The sequence below is a fragment of the Liquorilactobacillus mali genome (assembly GCF_001437155.1).
In the GTDB taxonomy this organism is placed as follows: domain Bacteria; phylum Bacillota; class Bacilli; order Lactobacillales; family Lactobacillaceae; genus Liquorilactobacillus; species Liquorilactobacillus mali_A.
This window is the reverse complement of record NZ_JQAR01000001.1, coordinates 1-18618: the sequence shown is the minus strand read 5'-3', so window position 1 is coordinate 18618 and position 18618 is coordinate 1. Positions and strand designations below refer to the sequence as shown.

Genomic DNA, 18618 nt, shown 5'->3' with positions numbered 1-18618 from the left:
GAGTTTAGCTATGACAAATACTTTTAATAAGTTTCTACCGTTGATGTTTGGTGTGCTAACTGGTTTTGTTGGTGGCATACAGGCCAGCAACATTCTTAAAAAGAATGAACAACTCACTCCCCAACAGATTTTAAACAATATCAAAAACTCGTTTCAAAATGAAACGCCTGTTCAAGATTCTTGGATATCTGTTAACCCCATAAAAATTCGAAAATTCGCCTTGACGACAGATATCTATCAGGGTGGGATTTCACGATTCGAAGATAATCAGATTGTTCGCTATGAATTTCAAGCTGATGCCAAAACTGGCAGCATCCTCAATCTGAAAAGAATTGATCTATAATCTGTATCTCCTTTATTTTAGGACAACCAAAAGATTTTTGTTAATTTTTGAAGCTAGCAGAAATCTTATAGATTGGTTGTCCTTTTTTACTGAATTTATCTTCATACTCAGTCATAACGTTATCGATCATTGCCTCTTCATCTTTGTGCAAATCTAAAAAGATTTGATTGAATTTCATTCCGTAATTATTCAGACTGACTAAAGAATATTCAAACAAGCCTCGATTATCAGTCTTGAATTCTAAACTTCCCTTATCATTCAATACATACTGATATTGCTTTAAAAATGACTTATAAGTCAATCTTCTTTTCTCTTGCCTTGTTTTAGGCCATGGATCAGAAAAATTCAAATAAATTCCGTCTACTTCATTTTCTTCAAAATATTCGCTCAGACCACTACCGTTAGCACAGACTAATTGTAAATTTGGCAACTTCGCCTCTATCTGTTTTCGCAGAACAATCGCAGCAACGGTTGTCTGGATCTCAATTCCAATATAGTTGTTTTCAGGGTGCCTGCTCGCTAATTCCATTATAAAGCCACCCTTACCCATTCCAATCTCGATAAACAGTGGGGCTTTCTTCTCAAATCTTGTTTCCCATTTACCACGATATTCTACTGGTTTAGTTACTATCAACTCAGGGTTGCTATCAATAAGCGGCTTTGCCCATGGTTTATTTCTTAAACGCATTTCTTCATTCCTTTCAAGCTGAACAGGATCAACCGTTCAAATAAAGGGGCTGGGTCAAAAGTTATATTTTGAACCAGCTCCCTTATTAATTATTTCGTATAAACATGTTCACCATCTATTTATGGCTTTTCATTATTTTAAATTAAATAAAGCCTTGTTTCTCAAAAAAGTCTGCTAATTGTAATATGTCTCGGTTCATTTCAAAAAAACGACCACGCTGATGCTCATTCTTTATAGAAAGAAGCAAATTAACCATGTAATACCAACTAATTCTTTGTTTCAATCCTACTGTGATTGAAATTCCATACTTCTCGGTTAACCATTGTTTCCATTCCGCGCGTGGGACATATTGACACATTAACATGCTAATATCCAGTGCACTGTCTGCTAATCTTGCCGATTCCCAATCAACTAAATATAATCTGTCACTATCTGACAATAACCAATTTTTATGATTCAAATCACCATGTGAAACCTTAAATTCTCTATGATCTAGCTTTGGCTGATGCATCCGCAACCGGTTTGCAACTTGTTTAAGCAAGGGATGAGTTCGTAGTTCCAAACTCAAACCTCGAAAATAGCTGCTGAGCATTTCTTCAGGAAACACATATCTTCCACCTACTTGACGCAACATCTTCCTAAGAATTTTAGACCGATGAACCCTGGCCAACAAACATGCAACATTTTTCTGTCCCATCTCTTCCTTAGAAAGACATCTTCCATTTAACCATTCTTGTGCAGTCAGCGTATCACCGGTCGAAATGTGCTTTGTCCATACCAGCCTTGGTGTGATTTCTTCCAATGACAGTGCTGCAAGAAAAGGTGAAGTATTTCTCTTAATAAATAACTTTTCCTGCTCCTTAACGCCCATATAAGCAGTTCCAGTATTACCCCCGAGCGGATGAATCTGCCAACCGTCATCCAATCTGAAATCCATATTGGCAAGTCTCCTCTACAAGTCCATAATCCCATAATCCTTAAACAAGGATACAAATTCATGTCACAAGTGTCAAGTATTTTTTTTGATATAATTTCTCAAAAAAATACCCGTTATTAAATATATCTCACCCAGCGAAATAACTGGAATCAGCAAATATTCTACCTTGAAAAGTGGCTTTGCTACAGCAATAACATTTAATATTATCCATGCAAGCAGCAAGATTTTACGCAGCAATTTTTTGAATGCGAAGCTCTGCTGACTTTCATCAATTGGATAAATGTGAGTAAAAACATTATCTTCAAAAGTAAGATACAGACCAAACAATTGAATTCCTATTAGATAAAGAAACAAACAAGCTATCAACAGACTAAATAGGTAATTCGGTGAGAAAAAAATAATAATGCCTGCTAAAAATAATAGGCGTAAAAATAGGCCACTAAAACTGCTTTGTCTAATAAAACTTCTGCTATACAGGAAAAGGTAAATATTTCCAGATGTACTACGTAATAAAAAATCAAAAATTTTACGTCGTTTAGTTTGACCAACTATCTGTGGAACATCTGTGAACATGTTTATAAAACGATACAAGGTCATTAATCTTCCCTTTTCATATACAACAACATCGTTCCACTTGAAGACATGTCTCTGAGATGCCTTGTTGAAAAAATAATTAGTTACTACTGCCAAAATCAACGAAAAGAGCAAGCTAAGTATCAAATTTAGGTAAAGACCAACTGCTAACACTATTAACAAAGTCAGTCGAAAACAAAACTGTTGTAAAAACTGCTTTACATTAGTGTCATAGGCACTTGTTACCACAAGAGTCAGACAACTCAGCTTCAACAAGCATTGTACTACCAGAAGAGTGCACCACATCCCAAAACTCCACTGCAGTCCTCGTAGAATAAATGGTGCTAACACTAGCATACATATTAACTGTGTAGCACAGGATACTAACGTGGAATGTTTCAAGGCTAGCTTAAGATAATCCTTCATCTGGTAATCCTTGGGTAAAAGAAAGATTTTATCTGCTTCCTCCAGCAAACTTGCTAACTTACCAACATGCAGCAACAGAAAAAGAATTATGATCAGAATAGGTTGTTCCCACCAAAAAGCTTTTTGAGGCAAATTTCTCACAAAATTTGAGTATGCAAGTCCTAAGCCGCCAGCAAAGAATAGCAAAGCTAAAACAAAATGATCATTCAAAATATATTTTGAATAGCGCAATAGCATACTTTGATATTTTTTTAATCTTCTATTCCAAATTTCATTCATTGGCATGCCCATCCTGCGTCATTCCAAGATAAATATCAGTCAGTGATGCTTGCTTATCGTTGAAAATACTTCTTAGCTCCTCAAGATCGCCCTGAGCTCTAATTTTCCCCTGATGAAGTAAGACAAAGTAATCACAATATTCTTGTGCTGTACTGAGGACATGTGTAGACATTAAAATGGCCGCTCCCCTTTTTTTCTCAGTATCCACCAAGTTCAACAAATCTCGAGTTGCCAATGGATCTAGTCCTAAGAATGGTTCATCAATGACATAAACTTGTGCTTTTGTCATAAAAGCACACACTATCATTACCTTTTGCCGCATTCCCTTTGAAAAGTTCGCAGGAAACCAATCCAACTTATTATCGAGACGAAAAGTTTTCAACAACTCATTTGCCCTTTTCCAAGTATCTGCTGGATCCAAATTGTAAGCCATAATAGTCAATTCCAAATGTTCTTTTAATGTCAATTCTTGATACAAAACTGGCATTTCCGGCATATAAGCCAATTTTCCCTTGTATGCCTTGGGATTATCTTTTAATTTGATATCATCAATTGTAATATTTCCCTTTTGTGGCTCAAGTAACCCAATAATATGATTAATTGTCGTTGACTTTCCAGCACCATTCAATCCTATTAGTCCGACCAACTGGCCCGAATTAACTTCAAATGAGATATCCTTCAGCACTGGTATTCGCGAATATCCGCCCACGAGTCCATTTATTTTTAAAGTCATAGATTTATAGTTCCTTTCACTTCAATTATTGAAAATTATAACATAAACTGATAATTTCAAATTATTTTAAAATTTCCATCATAAAGGTGTGTTATTGTATACTAAAATAAATACTTAGCTGAAAGAAGGTTCTTCTATAATGAACGATTGCATTTTTTGTAAAATTATTGATGGTACAATTCCAAGTGTTTCTGTGTATGAAGATGATGATATTAAGGTATTTCTAGACATTTCGCAAACAACACCGGGCCACACTCTACTCATACCAAAAAAGCATATCGCTAATATTTTTGAGTATGATGAGTCACTAGCTCAAACAATTCTGCCAAAAATACCCGTAATTGCGCGGGCCATTAAGAAAAGTAATCCACAAATCTTAGGACTTAATATCGTGAATAATAATGGGGCAATTGCATATCAATCTGTCTTCCACTCACATTTTCATTTCATCCCAAGATTTGCTGATACCGATTCATTTGCAATGACTTTTAAAGATAATTCAGAAAAATATTCTTCGGATGAATTACAAGAAATTGCAGATCGTATTCATGAAAATTTGGAGGACTAATCTATGAGCGGAAAAAAAGCTTTGATTTGTTTGGGAGCAATTGGAATTGTCTCAACAATTGCGTATTTGTCTCGGCGAAAAACTGTTCTACCCAATAATAAAAAAGCAAAAGAGCTATATGAATCGGCTAATAATGTTAAAAGGGCGTATGCAAGGCTGACAGAAAATGTTGAAAATCTTAAAAATGAATTACCTAATTCACAGCAAACGATTGATGAAATAGTTTCACTTTTATCTGAATATCAATTCAAAATCCAGAATAATCTTGACAGGATTTCTCAAATTCAGGAAAAAAATACGAAGTAATTATTAGTCGTAAAACAAAGTGAATAAATAATGAATTTTTTTGTAAGTTTTATCTTTTCTTTCAACATCATTAACTATTGTGTTATAGTTAGTAACGTTGATTTGTATCTTAATACAAGCAAAATAAACGAATGGATGTGTATTTTATAATGAAAAAATGGCTTCTCGCACTAGCAGGTATTCTTATGACTGTCAGCTTAGCTGCTTGTTCTAAGACAGTTGCGACTACTTCTGGCGGTAAAATTACCGAAAGTGAATATTATGACAGTATGAAAAAAACATCATCAGGTAAACAAATTTTACAGCAGATGATTCTTGATAAGGTCCTTGAGAAACAATATGGTAGCAAGGTTACAACCAAACAAGTTAATGCACAATATAATACTTATGCAAGTGAATATGGTTCTTCATTTTCTACAGTACTTTCAGAGAATAGTTTGACAAAGTCTAGTTTCAAAAAACAACTTCGTTCGAATTTATTGCTTCGTGAAGCTGTAAAGGATAATACGACCATCACTCAAAAGCAATTAAAGAAACAGTGGAAGAGTTACCAACCTAAAACTACAGTTGCTCATATCTTAGTATCTAAGAAGTCTACTGCTGAAGCAATTATCAAGAAATTACAAGCTGGTGAGAGTTTCACAAAACTTGCTAAGAAGTATTCAACTGATACTGCTACAAAGAGCAAGGGTGGTAAATTGTCTGCATTTGATAACACAGATACTTCTTTAGCTTCTGCCTTTAAAAAAGCTGCTTTTGCTTTGAAGCAGGGTGAATATACAACAACACCTGTTAAGACAAGCTATGGTTATCATGTTATCAAATCAATCAAGAGACCTGCTAAGGGTAAGATGAGTTCACACATTAGCGAACTTAAGACACAAATTATTTCTAGCGATATGAACGATTCTACACTTTTGCAAAAGGTTATTGGTAAGGTTCTTAAAAAAGGAAATGTATCAATCAAAGATAGTGATTTGAAGGACATTCTCTCAAGTTACCTGTCAAGTAGCTCAAGTTCAAGTTCAAGCAACTAGAATTAGACAACAAATGAGTTAGTGAAAATCAAAAAGGAGTTTAAGCCACATGTTGGCTTAAACTCCTTTTTTGATTGCATATAACTTATAAACAGATGTGTTTCATAAACTTTTCCATTCAACTTCAAGTTGACATTTAATTTAACTAAAGGGAGACGATAATATCAACAATTTGCTCGTATGCTCTTTTCGATTCTGGCAGTGGGAAAAATGGGAAAACGTGGAACATGCCCTCATACGTTATCAATCTTACATTTTGCTTTGCTTTTTCTGTAAACAGCTTCATATCAGGGTATAAGATATCATTTGTTCCACCAAAAATAGTTATTGGCGGCAAATCCGCTAAGTCACCGTAAATCGGACTAACAATTGGATTCTTTAGGCTTTCACATCCAGCATAATATTCTCCCTCAAATCGTAATTCCTCTAAATTTAAAAGTGGATCTTTCTTTGCAATTTTTGCAATTTCTGAATTTTCCAGAGAAACATCTAACCATGGCGAAAGTAATATAACTTGTTTTGGAAGATCAATCTGAGCATTTCTCAGTTGTTCTACCAACGAAACGGCTAACCCACCACCTGCAGAATCACCAAACAGAATAATATTTTCTGCCTCAACACCATTGGTGGCAAGTAATTCTTGATAGCTTTTCATGACCATTGATAAAGCATCGTTAGCATCGTATGCTGGAGCCTTTGGATAGATAGGCATAACGACACTCGCTCCAACTCGGTCAGCCAATCTGGCTATAAAACGGTACTGTAAATCGAATGGCTGATACCAGTATGATCCACCATGCAAGTAAAAAATAACTTTCTTTTCCGGTGTGACAATGCTGTCTCTCTTTAAAACTTGCATCTCGATATCTAACCATTTAAAGTCAAGGTATTTTTGAACTTTATTGGGAATACTATATGTTCCAGAATTAACATGATTAAACCTTGCAAAATTCAAAGTTTTTCTTGGATCACGTCCATGTAAAAAACTCTTTAACCCCTGTTCAACCATTAAACTTTGCACACTACGCTTTTGTCTTACACTCTGATACTTCAAATATGCAGCTGATGCTGCTAAAGTCGTAAGTAAAACTTTCTTCATAGACACAATCTCATCTCCTAAAAAATTCATTACTGTACACATTTAGGCTAGCACAAACTTTCTAATTTAGTCTACTTTTTAAGTCTAAATAATGGACAAATACTAAACACATATACTAGAATGAAACCCGTCGTGATTTTTATTTATAGATGTTTTAAGCATGTTTTTTTAATTTTTATTAAATAATATTTTGTACAGTTTGTTTTTATTTTATTTTTCTTAATCTTGAGGTGGATAAAATATTAAATTATAGTTTCATAAGTGATTTTTTAATTTTTTTACTTACATATTCTGATATGGGCAATGCCAATCCAAATGAGCGTGTAGTCATTACTTACGCAGCTAAAAGGAGTGTTTCAAAACAAGAACTTGGTAACATTGAGTTGCTTCTATTCCAAGCAAATTTTATCACTCGCTGTCCTAATAGGATCGAAGATAGATTTGTCAACTTCACCCCGGGAGCACTAACACCTGACGGAATTGTACTTGCGCGTAAACTCTCTAACGGTGATTGTTCATCGCTAATCATTGCACTTTAGTTGAATTCGTATTTCTCATATCTGTTGAGATACACTAAACTATACATAGCATAATGTTAGGTTTAAATGGCTTGGCTTATTTCACAGTGACTTCCGTAAAACATTAATTGTCTTTTTCATTTCTTACTTTTCAACTTCTTCTTAATCTATCTACATATCGTAAACGTTATTAATATGCATAACTAAGTTGGAAGTAACATTGCCTATATGACAAAAGACTAGCCTTTTATTTATATGTGTAACTTCATATACCGAGGTAAAGGTACCATATTTCTTCAAATATGATATGCTTAACTCAGATTGAATATTATGTAGAGGAAGTGCTTTTAATGTCTAACAATTATCAACGAATCTTATGTCCAATATCATGGAGTAATAACTCAATGAATGCACTTAAAAAAACTGCAAACTATACACGCAATCATAATATTCAGCTTGATATTCTCTATGTTATTGACAGTACAATACTTGCTTTTGGCAATTTCCAACCTGAAATGTCTTCTCAACAAAAGAAACAACTAAAGGAAACTTATGAAAAAAAAATGGCGAACCTTGTCCAAGAAATCTTGGCTGAAGGTTCGTCCATGTATCAAGTTCATTCACATATCCGTTTTGGGGATCCACGAAAAATAATTTGCGAGAACTTTCTTGAAGAATATCGTGATGATCTAATTGTTCTTGGTCAACCACAGTTCAACCATCTGCACAGAGCTTTAACAGGTTCTGTCTATGCTTATGTGAACAAGTACGCAACTTGCGATATCTTAACAGTTCGTTAGGATTAACTCATCTAAAATCACTTTTTAGGAAAACTAATTGCCGTCCCATAACCATGTAAAACCATGTATTTGGGGCCAACACCCATGCTGACTATTTCTGGGTTAAAATGCACGGCAACGATCCCATCACCATCCCTGGAAACGGTTCGTTCGATCAACTTTGTCTTAACTTTTTCATATAAATCATCAAAATTATCAACATCATCAATTTCGTCTGGCGTTAAAGTCCTTTTTGCCGTTGCGTTAACAATTCCTACAATCATATAAGCTCGATTTATATCTCCGGTTGTCAAAAACATTGGTATCCTCCCTTTGCAACTATAATCAACTCACTCTAATCATATTCGTCCTCTAGTATAAATCAAAGGACTTGCATAATTATTAAAGAAAAATTCGATAATTGCGCTTGTTTATGTTTATTACTTCCTTCTTTGTGTTTTTCGAACTCATTTTAAGCAAGTTTTTTAACATTCTTTCAAACTTTGAATCATTTTCCAACTTAGAAATAACTTCTTTATCTACTCTGATTAGTAAATTTTCTCTTTTGCTAGGTACAGAAAAAGTCTTCGTTGTATCGTCTTCATCCAAAATATTTGCTTCAATTTCATGCATAAATTCTTTTTGCATGCCAAATCCCCCTTTTCATAACTTAAGTTTACCCCTTATTTCATGGTAATTCAAAGGTCATAAAACATAAAAACCCCCCACTACTTGTTCTATCCCTTATTTTCTAACAGAAAATAAGAGAATTTACATTTAGTGAAGGTCAATTCAGCTAATATTTCTTATTTTATTAATTCATAGATTGCTTCAGCATATATTGCAGCTGCTTTTAAGATATCTTCAACTAGCATATATTCATTTGCCTGGTGCATTGTATCTGGTGTTCCAGGAAACATCGCACCAAAGGCAACTCCTCGCTTCAGCAAGCGACCATAGGTTCCACCACCAACGACCATTCCATACCCCTTATTCCCTGTTTGACGTTCGTAAACATCCAACAAGGTTTTAACTAATGGGTCTTCAGGTGAAACATAGTGCGGTTCTTGCATTTTACCAGTCGTATTAACTTGTGCATTCACTCCTCTTGCTACCTTAGTCAATGCTTCCTCAATCTGACTTGTACCAATTCCCTTGGGAAAACGGAAGTTCAGGGTCACACGTCCTCCTTGGGCAGCAGCAAAGTTAAAAATACCTGCATTCATGGTCAAATCACCCATGATTTCATCAGAGAAATGTAAATCAAAATTATCCATTCTTGAATCTTCATGCAGGTAATCAGCAGCAAAGTCAATAAATTGTTTAGCACCTGCCCCTAATTCAACCTGTTTTAGAAACAATGCAAGATATGTTCCTGCATTTTCACCGTTTTTTGGTTCTTGAGCATGAGCTGCCTTTCCAACAACTGATATTTCAATTCTTTCATCTTGTTCTACAGTCTCGGCTTCAATTGGCTTGTCATCTGCAAATTTATCAAGTAGTTCTTTAACTTTTTTAAATTCTATGCCGCTAATGTGTGCAACTGCATCACGTGGCACCATGTTTTCACGCAAACCTGCAGAAAAATCCAACAGTTTCGTTCCTGTACCATTTCCACCTTGGAAATCAACATTAAAACTAACATTTCCCTTTTCACCGTTGATTAAAGGAAAAAAAGCATCTGGAGAAAATCCAAAATCAGGAAGTGGCATTTTCTCAAAATAATGTGTCATACATCTCCAGCCGCTTTCTTCGTCTGTTCCGATGATCAAGCGAACTTTTTTACTTATTGGCAACCCTAATTCTTTGATAATCTTTAACCCGTAGTATGCAGCCATTCCAGGTCCCTTATCATCCGAAGAGCCTCTCGCAAACAACTTTCCATCCCTGATTACCGGTTCAAATGGATTAGTATTCCACCCTTTTCCTGCTGGCATAACATCGACATGAGCTAAAATACCCATTGTTTCGGCACCAGTACCATATTCAAGATGCCCTGCAATTCCATCTACATCAAGTGCTTCAAAACCATCACGTTTCCCAATTTCTAAAAATTTGTCCAGTGCCTCTCGTGGCCCAGGCCCGAAAGGTGCGTTTTTCGACCCAAGTTTTTCATCTCTTACGCTTTCAATTTTTAACATTGCAATCAAATCTGCTAACAATGCATCTTTTCTTTGATCAATTTCTTTTTGCCAATCAATTTGCATTACTTCTCCTCCTTAGTGCGTCCTATTCAACAATTTTATCACATGATATCCAGATATTATTACTAAATACTACAAACAAAAAAATGATTTGCTGTATAATGAGGTTGAACTTTCTTTCTAGGGGGGATTCCGATATGCATGTGCTTAGTAAAAATATCTTGAATCAGATTATTACTACTAGACCATCCGAAAGTCATAAGGGTAATTATGGTCGTGTACTAACTGTTGGCGGCAATAGTCAATTTGGTGGTGCAATAATCTTAGCAACCTCTGCAGCCATTCACTGTGGTGCCGGACTATCAACCTGTGCTACGTCACTTGATAACTTAACAGCCCTTCATACCATTGTTCCGGAAGCAATGTTCATTCCATTTGATTCTGAATATAAACTAATTGATGCACTAACCACAGCAGATGTGATTCTTGTTGGACCTGGTCTTGGAACTAATGAGGATTCTTTGAAAATTTTACAGATTGTACTACAACATACAACCCCAGAACAACAATTAATCATTGATGGTTCAGCAATTACAATGATTGCTGAACATCATGAATTCTTCCCGTTTCTTAAAGAATTGCATCCGATTCTTACCCCACATCAAATGGAATGGCAACGTTTAAGTAGCATTAAGATTTCTGAACAAGATGATATTAAAAATACGTTGTTTCAGCAAAAACTACAATCCACTGTTGTTCTAAAAAAGTATCACACGACAATCTACCATAGAGATGGCTCAATTTCACAACTAGCAATTGGTGGACCATATATGGCAACTGGTGGTATGGGTGATACACTTGCAGGCATGATTGCAGGATTTCTTGCACAATTCAAATTAAAAAACTATGATTATGTTGTAGATGCAGCTGTCTACGCCCACAGTGCGATTGCCGACAAAATTAGTACAACAAAATATGTTGTTTTACCTACTGATATCATTGCTGAAATTCAGTCATTTATGAAACTTTCGGTTACCACATGATTATAAATGAAGATTCTCAAAAATAGATAGTGCTATATAAATCAGCCAAGTTTAAATTACTAATACATGAAATTACGAATGTAACGCGTACCTCGGCGAATAATTCGTGTTAAAGAAAAAGACTTGAGTTATATTTTATCCGAAATAAATAGAGGAAGACAGGTCAAAAGTTAACTCTCGACTTGTCTTCCTTTTTGATTTACAATCCAATTCTTAATCTTCTTTGTGCCTATGCTTTAAGTTACTTTGATTCGTTTCATCAATACATTCTTTTTTAAGAGAATTAATCAATTTTCTTAACTAAATTACTCAATTCTTCAGATGTCAATTCACGATATTCCCCAAGATTAACTTTTTCGTCAAGCTTCAAATTACCCATTTGAACTCTCTTTAATTCTTGGACCTTCATTGAAACTGCACCAAACATCCGCTTAATCTGATGATACTTGCCTTCAGTAATACTTATTTCTACTTTTGATTCTTTTTCCTTACTATCAGTCGCCAGTACCCTTAATATTGCCGGTTTTGTTGTTTCATCATCTCTTAATGTAATTCCTTTTGCAAAGATTTGAATCGTCTCTTCTGTAACCTCACCAGCAATCAAAGCCCGATATATTTTTGTAACGTGCTTTTTAGGTGATAATAGTTTGTGTGCCAGCTCACCATCATTCGTTAAAAGCAGTAGCCCAGTTGTATCTTTATCTAGTCTGCCAACTGGAAATAAACCTTTTCTTTTAGTTTCCGCAATCAAATCAACCACAGTTTTCTCGGACTCATCACTAGTAGCTGAAACTACATTCTTAGGTTTATTCATCATATAGTAACTGTATTTCTGATATATCACCGTTGTACCTTCCAGCTGTACAACATCCAATTTTGCATCGATTTGATATTTTGTTTGTTTAATCTTTTTTTGATTTACACTAACCGATCCATCCTTGATTAGTTTTTTTGCCTGCGAACGTGTCAATCCTTTCGCATCAGCAATAAATTTATCGAGTCTCATTTTATCCTCAACTTCGATCTAAGTGCGGCAGCTCGATCTCCTACTATCTTATCGGCTACTCTTGTTTTCAATGTTAAATATACATAGACCAATCCGCCAGCAATCACAGCAACAATTAGTACTATAAATGCAGTTATCCGATATTGCAGATTTAAGAAGAGATCACTTAATTGGATTACTCCCAGTGCAACAGCAAACACAATCATTGAGAAAAGCAATAATTGATCAAATCTTTTGATAATTTTGCCCATATTAACCTGTAGGTTGTAATAAAAGTATCTAAGCATCAAACAACTTGAAACTGCCATGCCTATTCCTGTTGCCATTAACGGACCAAATGGATGGAAAAGAAGTATCAATGGAACCTGTAATACGATCTTAATTACTAATCCAATTAAGAAAAACTTAATTGCCTTTGCATTCTGGTACACACCCTGTAATAGAGAGGCTAAGACCATAAACAAACCAATTGGCAGTGCTACATATGCAGAGAAGCTTAAAACATAGACCCCAGTAAAATTATATTGATAAAAAACAACGTATAGTGGCTTCGCAACTGCAGCCATACCTAATGAACAAGGCAACATCACAAAGAAAAATAATTCAATTGCATCAGCTAACTGTGTCGCAGTCTCTTCCTGATTATGCTTTGAATATGCTTGTGCAAGTAACGGGATTGCTGTAGCCGACATTGCGGATGCTAACGAAATAATAATCATTATTAATTTATTTGAGTTACCAGCAAAAATTGTGTAGAGATCGTTAATTGTGGTTACGCCGTAGTTAGTAAAGTGCAACATTGCTTGCTTAAAGGTAAATTGATCAATTAAGTTGTATACCGTAGTTGAAATACTGATGACAACAAAAGGTATTGCCTCAAATAACAAAGTCTTAATAACTTGTGCATCAGAGATATCAAGCTTATTTGCACTTTGTTCCGCCAATATTGTAAATTCATCTTTCTTCTTAAAATAAAACCACGCTAGAAACAATAAGCCGGCAACTGCACCTATAAAAGCTGCAAATGTTGACTGAACAACTCCTGAAACATATTTCCCATGAATAACCTTCATAATTATGAAAGTGGTTCCCAACATGTATATAATACGCGCAATTTGTTCAACTAACTGCGACATAGCGGACGGAAACATATCCTGATATCCTTGAAAGAATCCTCTGGTTAAACTCATTGTTGGGATAATTGTTAGTGCAATTGCAAGTGAACGATACACCGGAATAACATTCTTATCGTTCTGTGATAAAAACGGAGCAACAAACCACATTACAATAGCAGAGATGATTCCCAGCCCCAACATAATCAATAATAATTTCTTATAAAGCCTTTGACCCAAAGCATACTCATTTTGTCCATTATAATTGGATATTTGCTTAGAAACAGCAGATGGAATACCTGCAATTGAAATCATCAAGAAGACACTATACACGGTATAGCCTTGTGTATATAAATTATTGGCCGCCAAATTTTCTTTTCCAAACCATGCATACCACGGAATGATATAAAGCGCTCCTAATATTCTAGAGAAAATACTCCCCATTGTCATCCATGCGGAACCACGTAACATTTTTGCCTTCGCAGTTTCATTTTTCTTCTCTAAAATCTTCTCACCCTTGGTCTTAGAATACCCCGATTCGTCAAGTGACCTATTTACCATTTGTTTTCCTACCTTTTCCTAAATCACTCTGTTATTTTATACTGATTTCAATAGAGTTGCAATGTTAGTTATAATAATTTAATCAATGTTAATTACCTCAGCCATTTAGATAAATAAAAAGGCTAGGCCAAAATTTTGACCCAGCTTTTTTCGAATAAAAGTATACTAAAAGTCAAAATTCTCTCTAACCTTGAGTTACACGCAACAAGTACTTACTATGCCCGTAATTTCGCATTAGTATCCAAATTTTACCGACCTATGCCACACTGCCTAAATTATTTTTTTACAACAATATTAACTAATTTCCCTGGCACCACGATTACTCGTGCTATATCCTTGCCAGTGATTTCATTTTTAATTTTTTCATCATCCAAAGCCATCTTCTGCAAATCTTCTTTTGAAATTTGTTTTGAGACATTCAAATGTTGACGAACCTTCCCGTTTACCTGTAAAACAACTTCAACAGTATCCTCGACTAATTTATCTTCATCAAATGTTGGCCACTTCTCATATGTGATTGAACCAACATGACCAAGCTTAGTCCATAATTCTTCCGCAACATGTGGTATGATTGGCGAAATCATTTTAACAAACCCTTCGATGTACTCTAATGGGAGTGCCTCAGCTTTATACGCTTCATTCACGAAAACCATTAATTGTGAGATTGCAGTATTAAAATGAAGTGCTGCATAATCCTCTGTAACCTTTTTTACGGTTTGGTTATAAATAAAATCAAGTTTGCCATCATTCAATGTTGTAACTCGATCTCTTAAATGATCATTCTCATCAATGATCAGGCGCCAAATTCTGTTAATGAACTTGTTTGCACCATTCAGGCCATCTGTGCTCCAAGCAATAGATGCATCTAACGGACCCATAAACATCTCGTAAAGTCTTAAGGTATCGGCACCATACTTATCGACAATATCATCCGGATTTACAACATTTCCTTTTGATTTTGACATCTTCTCATGATTATCTCCCAATATCATTCCTTGGTTGACTAACTTATGGAATGGTTCCTTTGTTGGGACAACACCGATATCATACAAGAATTTATGCCAAAAACGTGCGTACAGCAAGTGCAATACAGCATGTTCAGCACCACCCACATACAAATCAACCGGCATCCATTTCTTCAATTTAGCAGGATCTGCAACTCTACCTTGATTATGTGGATCAACATAACGCAAGAAGTACCATGAACTTCCTGCCCATTGTGGCATAGTATTTGTTTCACGGTGACCCTTTCGGCCATTCTTATCAACAACATTTACCCAATCATCCAAATTGGCTAAAGGACTTTCTCCTGTTCCAGATGGCTTAATATCTGTAGCCTTAGGCAAACGTAAAGGCAGTTCATCTGCAGGAACAAGTGTTGTTTCACCATCTTCCCAATGAATAACAGGAATTGGCTCTCCCCAATAGCGTTGACGTGAAAATAACCAGTCACGTAAACGATAGTTTACCTTTTTGTCTCCAACCTTTTTGTCTCGCATCCAGTCAATAATCTTATCAATAGCTTGTTTCTTGTCTAAGCCGTTCAAAAAGCCTGAATTTATATGGGTCCCATCACCCGTGTATGCTTCTTTCGAAACATCTCCACCTTCAATTACTGGTATAATTGGTAAACCAAATTTTGAAGCAAATTCATAATCACGGTCATCGTGTGCTGGAACAACCATAACGGCTCCCGTTCCATATGAAGCTAAAACATAATCGGCAATCCAAACTTGAACCTTTTTACCATTTACAGGGTTGATTACATAAGCACCAGTAAAGACCCCTGTTTTATCTTTTGCCAGATCGGTTCTCTCTAAATCGGATTTATGCGCAATTTCCTCGATATAAGCATCAACAGCATCCTTTTGCTCTGGTGTCGTTATTTCTTTAACTATTTCTAATTCAGGAGCCAAAACCATTGCAGAGGCACCAAAAATAGTATCTGGCCTTGTTGAGAAGACCTCAATTTCCTTATCGTCAAATCCAGCAACTTTAAACCTAATGCTAGCCCCAATTGAACGTCCAATCCAATTACGCTGTTGCTCTTTTATATTTTCAGGCCAATCAAGATCGTCTAAGTCCTCAATCAAGCGATCAGCATATGCCGTAATTTTTAAGACCCACTGTCTCATAGGTTTGCGAATTACAGGGAATCCTCCACGTTCAGTCTTACCGTCAATTACTTCCTCATTGGCAACTACTGTTCCTAAATCAGGACTCCAATTAACAGCTACTTCATCTTCATAAGCTAATCCTTTTTCATATAGTTTTTCAAAAATCCATTGTGTCCATTTGTAATACGAAGGATCTGTGGTATTGATTTCTCGTTCCCAATCATAAGACAAACCCAACGATTTAATCTGTCTTCTAAAATTATTAATGTTTTCTTTTGTGAACTCCCTTGGTGAATGTCCTGTATTTAATGCATATTGTTCTGCAGGCAAGCCAAAAGCATCCCAACCCATTGGATGAAGAACATTAAAGCCTTGCATTCTCTTCATTCTAGCAATAATATCAGTTGCTGTATAACCCTCAGGATGTCCTACATGCAAACCTTGTCCAGAAGGATAGGGAAACATATCTAACGCATAATAGTTAGGCTTAGATTCATCCTCTGTCGTTTTAAAGGTTTTATGCTCTTCCCAATAGTGTTGCCACTTTTTTTCAATTTCTTTATGATTATATCCCAATTTGAAAACCATCCTTCTTTATTTTTTGAAACAAAAAGCCCTATACAAACTCAAACAGAGCTCTGTATAGGACGAATGCAATCGCGGTACCACCTATTTTCCGACAATTAAAAATGTCGACACTTAATTTTATAACGGGAAATACCGTCCTTGCCTACTAAAACAAATCATCTATTCAACAAGAAATTCAAAGGTGAGTTCATCATCTATCAAGTATGCGTTAACACCACACACGCACTCTCTTAAACAAGAAAAATGACTACTAATCCTTCTCAACATAATAATATTTAGTCAATTCTAACAAACAAAAAAATAAAAATCAAGACAGAGTTATGTTAGCTATTTAATCTAGCTTTTAATTCTTCTACCTTATCTGTCTTTTCCCAAGGTAAATCAATATCAGTACGACCAAAGTGACCATATGCTGCCGTCTGTTCATAGATTGGTCGTCTCAGGTTCAACATTTCGATAATACCTGCAGGCCGCAAGTCAAAGATTTCTCTAATGGCCTTAACTAGTTCACTATCATCTACTTTTGAAGTTCCATAAGTATTCACAGAAACCGAAACAGGTTGGGCAACGCCTATCGCATATGCAAGTTGTACTTCAATTTGTGAGGCAATTTTAGCCGCTACAATATTTTTTGCAATATATCGTGCTGCATAACTAGCAGAGCGATCAACCTTAGTGGCATCTTTACCTGAAAAGGCACCACCACCGTGATGAGCATAGCCACCGTAAGTATCAACGATAATTTTCCGTCCAGTCAATCCAGCATCACCCTGTGGACCACCAATGACGAAACGTCCAGTAGGATTAACAAAATATTTTGTTTCATTATCAAGCAATTTGGCAGGAATAACCGACTTTATCACTTTATCAATTACATCCGCTCGAATTGTCTCTAAGCTTACATCTTCAGAATGCTGTGTTGAAACAACAACAGTGTCCACTCTAACAGGTTTATTCTCTTCATCGTACTCCACCGTTACCTGTGCCTTTGCATCGGGACCTAAATATGTTAGCGTTCCATTTTTACGAATTTCTGCGATTTTACGCATTAATCGATGGCTTAATGCGATGGGTAGAGGCATCAATTCTGGTGTTTCATCAATGGCATATCCAAACATCATACCTTGATCACCGGCACCAATTTGGTCAAGTGGATCAACATCACCATTTCGTACCTCTAATGATTCATCAACCCCTTGAGCGATATCAGGTGACTGTTCATCTATTGCAGTCATAACTGCGCAATTATCACCATCAAACCCATACTTTCCACCAGTATATCCAATCCTTTTAATAGTCTCACGAACAACTTTTTGGATATCGATATAAGCCTCTGTTGAGACCTCTCCAACTACTACTACTAACCCAGTCGTGACTGTTGTTTCACAAGCAACACGTGAATTCGGGTCTTTTTCTAGTAATGCATCTAAAATTGCATCACTTATCTGATCAGCGATCTTATCAGGATGCCCCTCAGAAACTGATTCTGATGTAAATAAATGTCTTTCTGACACATTAATTCCCCCATTACAATATTTTTGGTTACAAGGCAGCTTCACATTAATGAATCCTTTCGGGAATATGCTGTAACATTTATTATTCTATCACAATTATTAATTTAATAAATGCTTTGTTTCAACAGTCACAAAAAAATAGAGAAGCTTCCCAAAAAGAAAGCTTCTCATTATACACATACCAATACTTACGGTCCTAGACGGATTTGAACCGTCGATCTCCTGCGTGACAGGCAGGCGTGATAAA

General features: G+C 35.8%; 19 protein-coding genes, 1 riboswitch and 1 other annotated feature. Of the genes, 7 read left to right on the top strand and 12 right to left on the bottom strand.

Translation table 11 applies throughout. The annotated features are described in order from the left end of the window. The first annotated feature begins 10 nt into the window (after positions 1 to 10). Positions 11 to 343 (top strand): hypothetical protein, encoded by a 333-nt coding sequence (locus IV36_RS00095; RefSeq protein ID WP_003690452.1) that lies wholly within the window; start codon positions 11 to 13, stop codon positions 341 to 343. Positions 344 to 383: 40 nt separating this feature from the next. Here the strand turns inward: IV36_RS00095 and trmB are convergent, their stop codons facing one another. The 4 genes from trmB to IV36_RS00075 form a co-directional block, all read right to left on the bottom strand. Beyond that, on the bottom strand, positions 384 to 1031 hold the full coding sequence (gene trmB / locus IV36_RS00090) for a tRNA (guanosine(46)-N7)-methyltransferase TrmB (protein WP_056990158.1): 648 nt from the start codon (positions 1029 to 1031) through the stop codon (positions 384 to 386). A gap of 142 nt (positions 1032 to 1173) precedes the next feature. After that, complete coding sequence (locus IV36_RS00085) at positions 1174 to 1968, bottom strand: phosphotransferase family protein (protein ID WP_003690448.1); 795 nt, start codon at positions 1966 to 1968, stop codon at positions 1174 to 1176. Positions 1969 to 2040: 72 nt separating this feature from the next. Continuing rightward, positions 2041 to 3246, bottom strand: a complete 1206-nt coding sequence (locus IV36_RS00080; protein ID WP_056990157.1) for an ABC transporter permease — start codon at positions 3244 to 3246, stop codon at positions 2041 to 2043. Next, entirely contained in the window at positions 3239 to 3979 is a 741-nt protein-coding gene (locus IV36_RS00075; RefSeq protein WP_056990156.1) for an ABC transporter ATP-binding protein, read from the bottom strand. The genes IV36_RS00080 and IV36_RS00075 overlap by 8 nt, the downstream gene beginning before the upstream one ends. Before the next feature lie 139 nt (positions 3980 to 4118). Between IV36_RS00075 and IV36_RS00070 the strand changes: the two genes are divergently transcribed. From IV36_RS00070 to IV36_RS00060, 3 genes are all read left to right on the top strand, one after another. Then, positions 4119 to 4547 (top strand): HIT family protein, encoded by a 429-nt coding sequence (locus tag IV36_RS00070; protein ID WP_056990155.1) that lies wholly within the window; start codon positions 4119 to 4121, stop codon positions 4545 to 4547. A gap of 3 nt (positions 4548 to 4550) precedes the next feature. Then, positions 4551 to 4853, top strand: coding sequence for a hypothetical protein (locus IV36_RS00065; RefSeq protein WP_056990154.1), 303 nt, complete (start codon positions 4551 to 4553; stop codon positions 4851 to 4853). A 149-nt stretch (positions 4854 to 5002) separates the two neighbouring features. Further along, positions 5003 to 5890 (top strand): peptidylprolyl isomerase PrsA, encoded by an 888-nt coding sequence (locus IV36_RS00060; protein WP_056990153.1) that lies wholly within the window; start codon positions 5003 to 5005, stop codon positions 5888 to 5890. A gap of 145 nt (positions 5891 to 6035) precedes the next feature. Here the strand turns inward: IV36_RS00060 and IV36_RS00055 are convergent, their stop codons facing one another. After that, a complete protein-coding gene (locus IV36_RS00055) occupies positions 6036 to 6989 on the bottom strand; it encodes an alpha/beta hydrolase fold domain-containing protein (protein ID WP_056990322.1) in 954 nt (317 codons plus the stop codon). Positions 6990 to 7285: 296 nt separating this feature from the next. On the opposite strand from IV36_RS00055, the gene IV36_RS00050 reads away from it, so the two are divergent. Together IV36_RS00050 and IV36_RS00045 are read left to right on the top strand one after the other, a co-directional pair. Continuing rightward, positions 7286 to 7528 (top strand): hypothetical protein, encoded by a 243-nt coding sequence (locus IV36_RS00050; protein WP_056990152.1) that lies wholly within the window; start codon positions 7286 to 7288, stop codon positions 7526 to 7528. Positions 7529 to 7857: 329 nt separating this feature from the next. Then, positions 7858 to 8307: a universal stress protein gene (locus IV36_RS00045; protein ID WP_082623677.1), complete on the top strand. Its 450-nt coding sequence runs from the start codon at positions 7858 to 7860 to the stop codon at positions 8305 to 8307. Between the two features lie 17 nt (positions 8308 to 8324). Here IV36_RS00045 and IV36_RS00040 read toward each other — a convergent pair whose 3' ends face one another. The 3 genes from IV36_RS00040 to pepV all read right to left on the bottom strand — a co-directional run bounded on the left by IV36_RS00040 (position 8325) and on the right by pepV (position 10493). After that, the gene (locus tag IV36_RS00040) at positions 8325 to 8606 is read right to left on the bottom strand and encodes a hypothetical protein (protein WP_056990150.1); all 282 of its coding nucleotides are present in this window, start codon (positions 8604 to 8606) and stop codon (positions 8325 to 8327) included. Between the two features lie 82 nt (positions 8607 to 8688). Next, positions 8689 to 8934 carry a hypothetical protein gene (locus IV36_RS00035; protein ID WP_003690430.1) on the bottom strand — a complete coding sequence of 82 codons (246 nt, stop codon included), beginning with the start codon at positions 8932 to 8934 and terminating at the stop codon, positions 8689 to 8691. Positions 8935 to 9092: 158 nt separating this feature from the next. Further along, positions 9093 to 10493 (bottom strand): dipeptidase PepV, encoded by a 1401-nt coding sequence (gene pepV, locus IV36_RS00030; RefSeq protein WP_056990149.1) that lies wholly within the window; start codon positions 10491 to 10493, stop codon positions 9093 to 9095. 134 nt (positions 10494 to 10627) lie between these two features. Between pepV and IV36_RS00025 the strand changes: the two genes are divergently transcribed. After that, the gene (locus tag IV36_RS00025; RefSeq protein WP_056990148.1) at positions 10628 to 11473 is read left to right on the top strand and encodes an NAD(P)H-hydrate dehydratase; all 846 of its coding nucleotides are present in this window, start codon (positions 10628 to 10630) and stop codon (positions 11471 to 11473) included. Positions 11474 to 11756: 283 nt separating this feature from the next. On the opposite strand, the gene IV36_RS00020 is transcribed toward IV36_RS00025, so the two are convergent. The 4 genes from IV36_RS00020 to metK form a co-directional block, all read right to left on the bottom strand. Next, positions 11757 to 12479: a pseudouridine synthase gene (locus IV36_RS00020; RefSeq protein ID WP_056990147.1), complete on the bottom strand. Its 723-nt coding sequence runs from the start codon at positions 12477 to 12479 to the stop codon at positions 11757 to 11759. Next, the gene (locus tag IV36_RS00015) at positions 12476 to 14152 is read right to left on the bottom strand and encodes a putative polysaccharide biosynthesis protein (RefSeq protein ID WP_056990146.1); all 1677 of its coding nucleotides are present in this window, start codon (positions 14150 to 14152) and stop codon (positions 12476 to 12478) included. The genes IV36_RS00020 and IV36_RS00015 overlap by 4 nt, the downstream gene beginning before the upstream one ends. 275 nt (positions 14153 to 14427) lie before the next feature. Continuing rightward, positions 14428 to 16845 carry a leucine--tRNA ligase gene (leuS, locus tag IV36_RS00010; protein WP_056990321.1) on the bottom strand — a complete coding sequence of 806 codons (2418 nt, stop codon included), beginning with the start codon at positions 16843 to 16845 and terminating at the stop codon, positions 14428 to 14430. Positions 16846 to 16909: 64 nt separating this feature from the next. Beyond that, positions 16910 to 17130 (bottom strand) — a binding site (T-box leader). A 50-nt stretch (positions 17131 to 17180) separates the two neighbouring features. Beyond that, complete coding sequence (gene metK, locus IV36_RS00005) at positions 17181 to 18371, bottom strand: methionine adenosyltransferase (protein WP_056990145.1); 1191 nt, start codon at positions 18369 to 18371, stop codon at positions 17181 to 17183. After that, positions 18369 to 18452: riboswitch (SMK box riboswitch) on the bottom strand. It overlaps the preceding gene by 3 nt. Positions 18453 to 18618 lie beyond the last annotated feature (166 nt).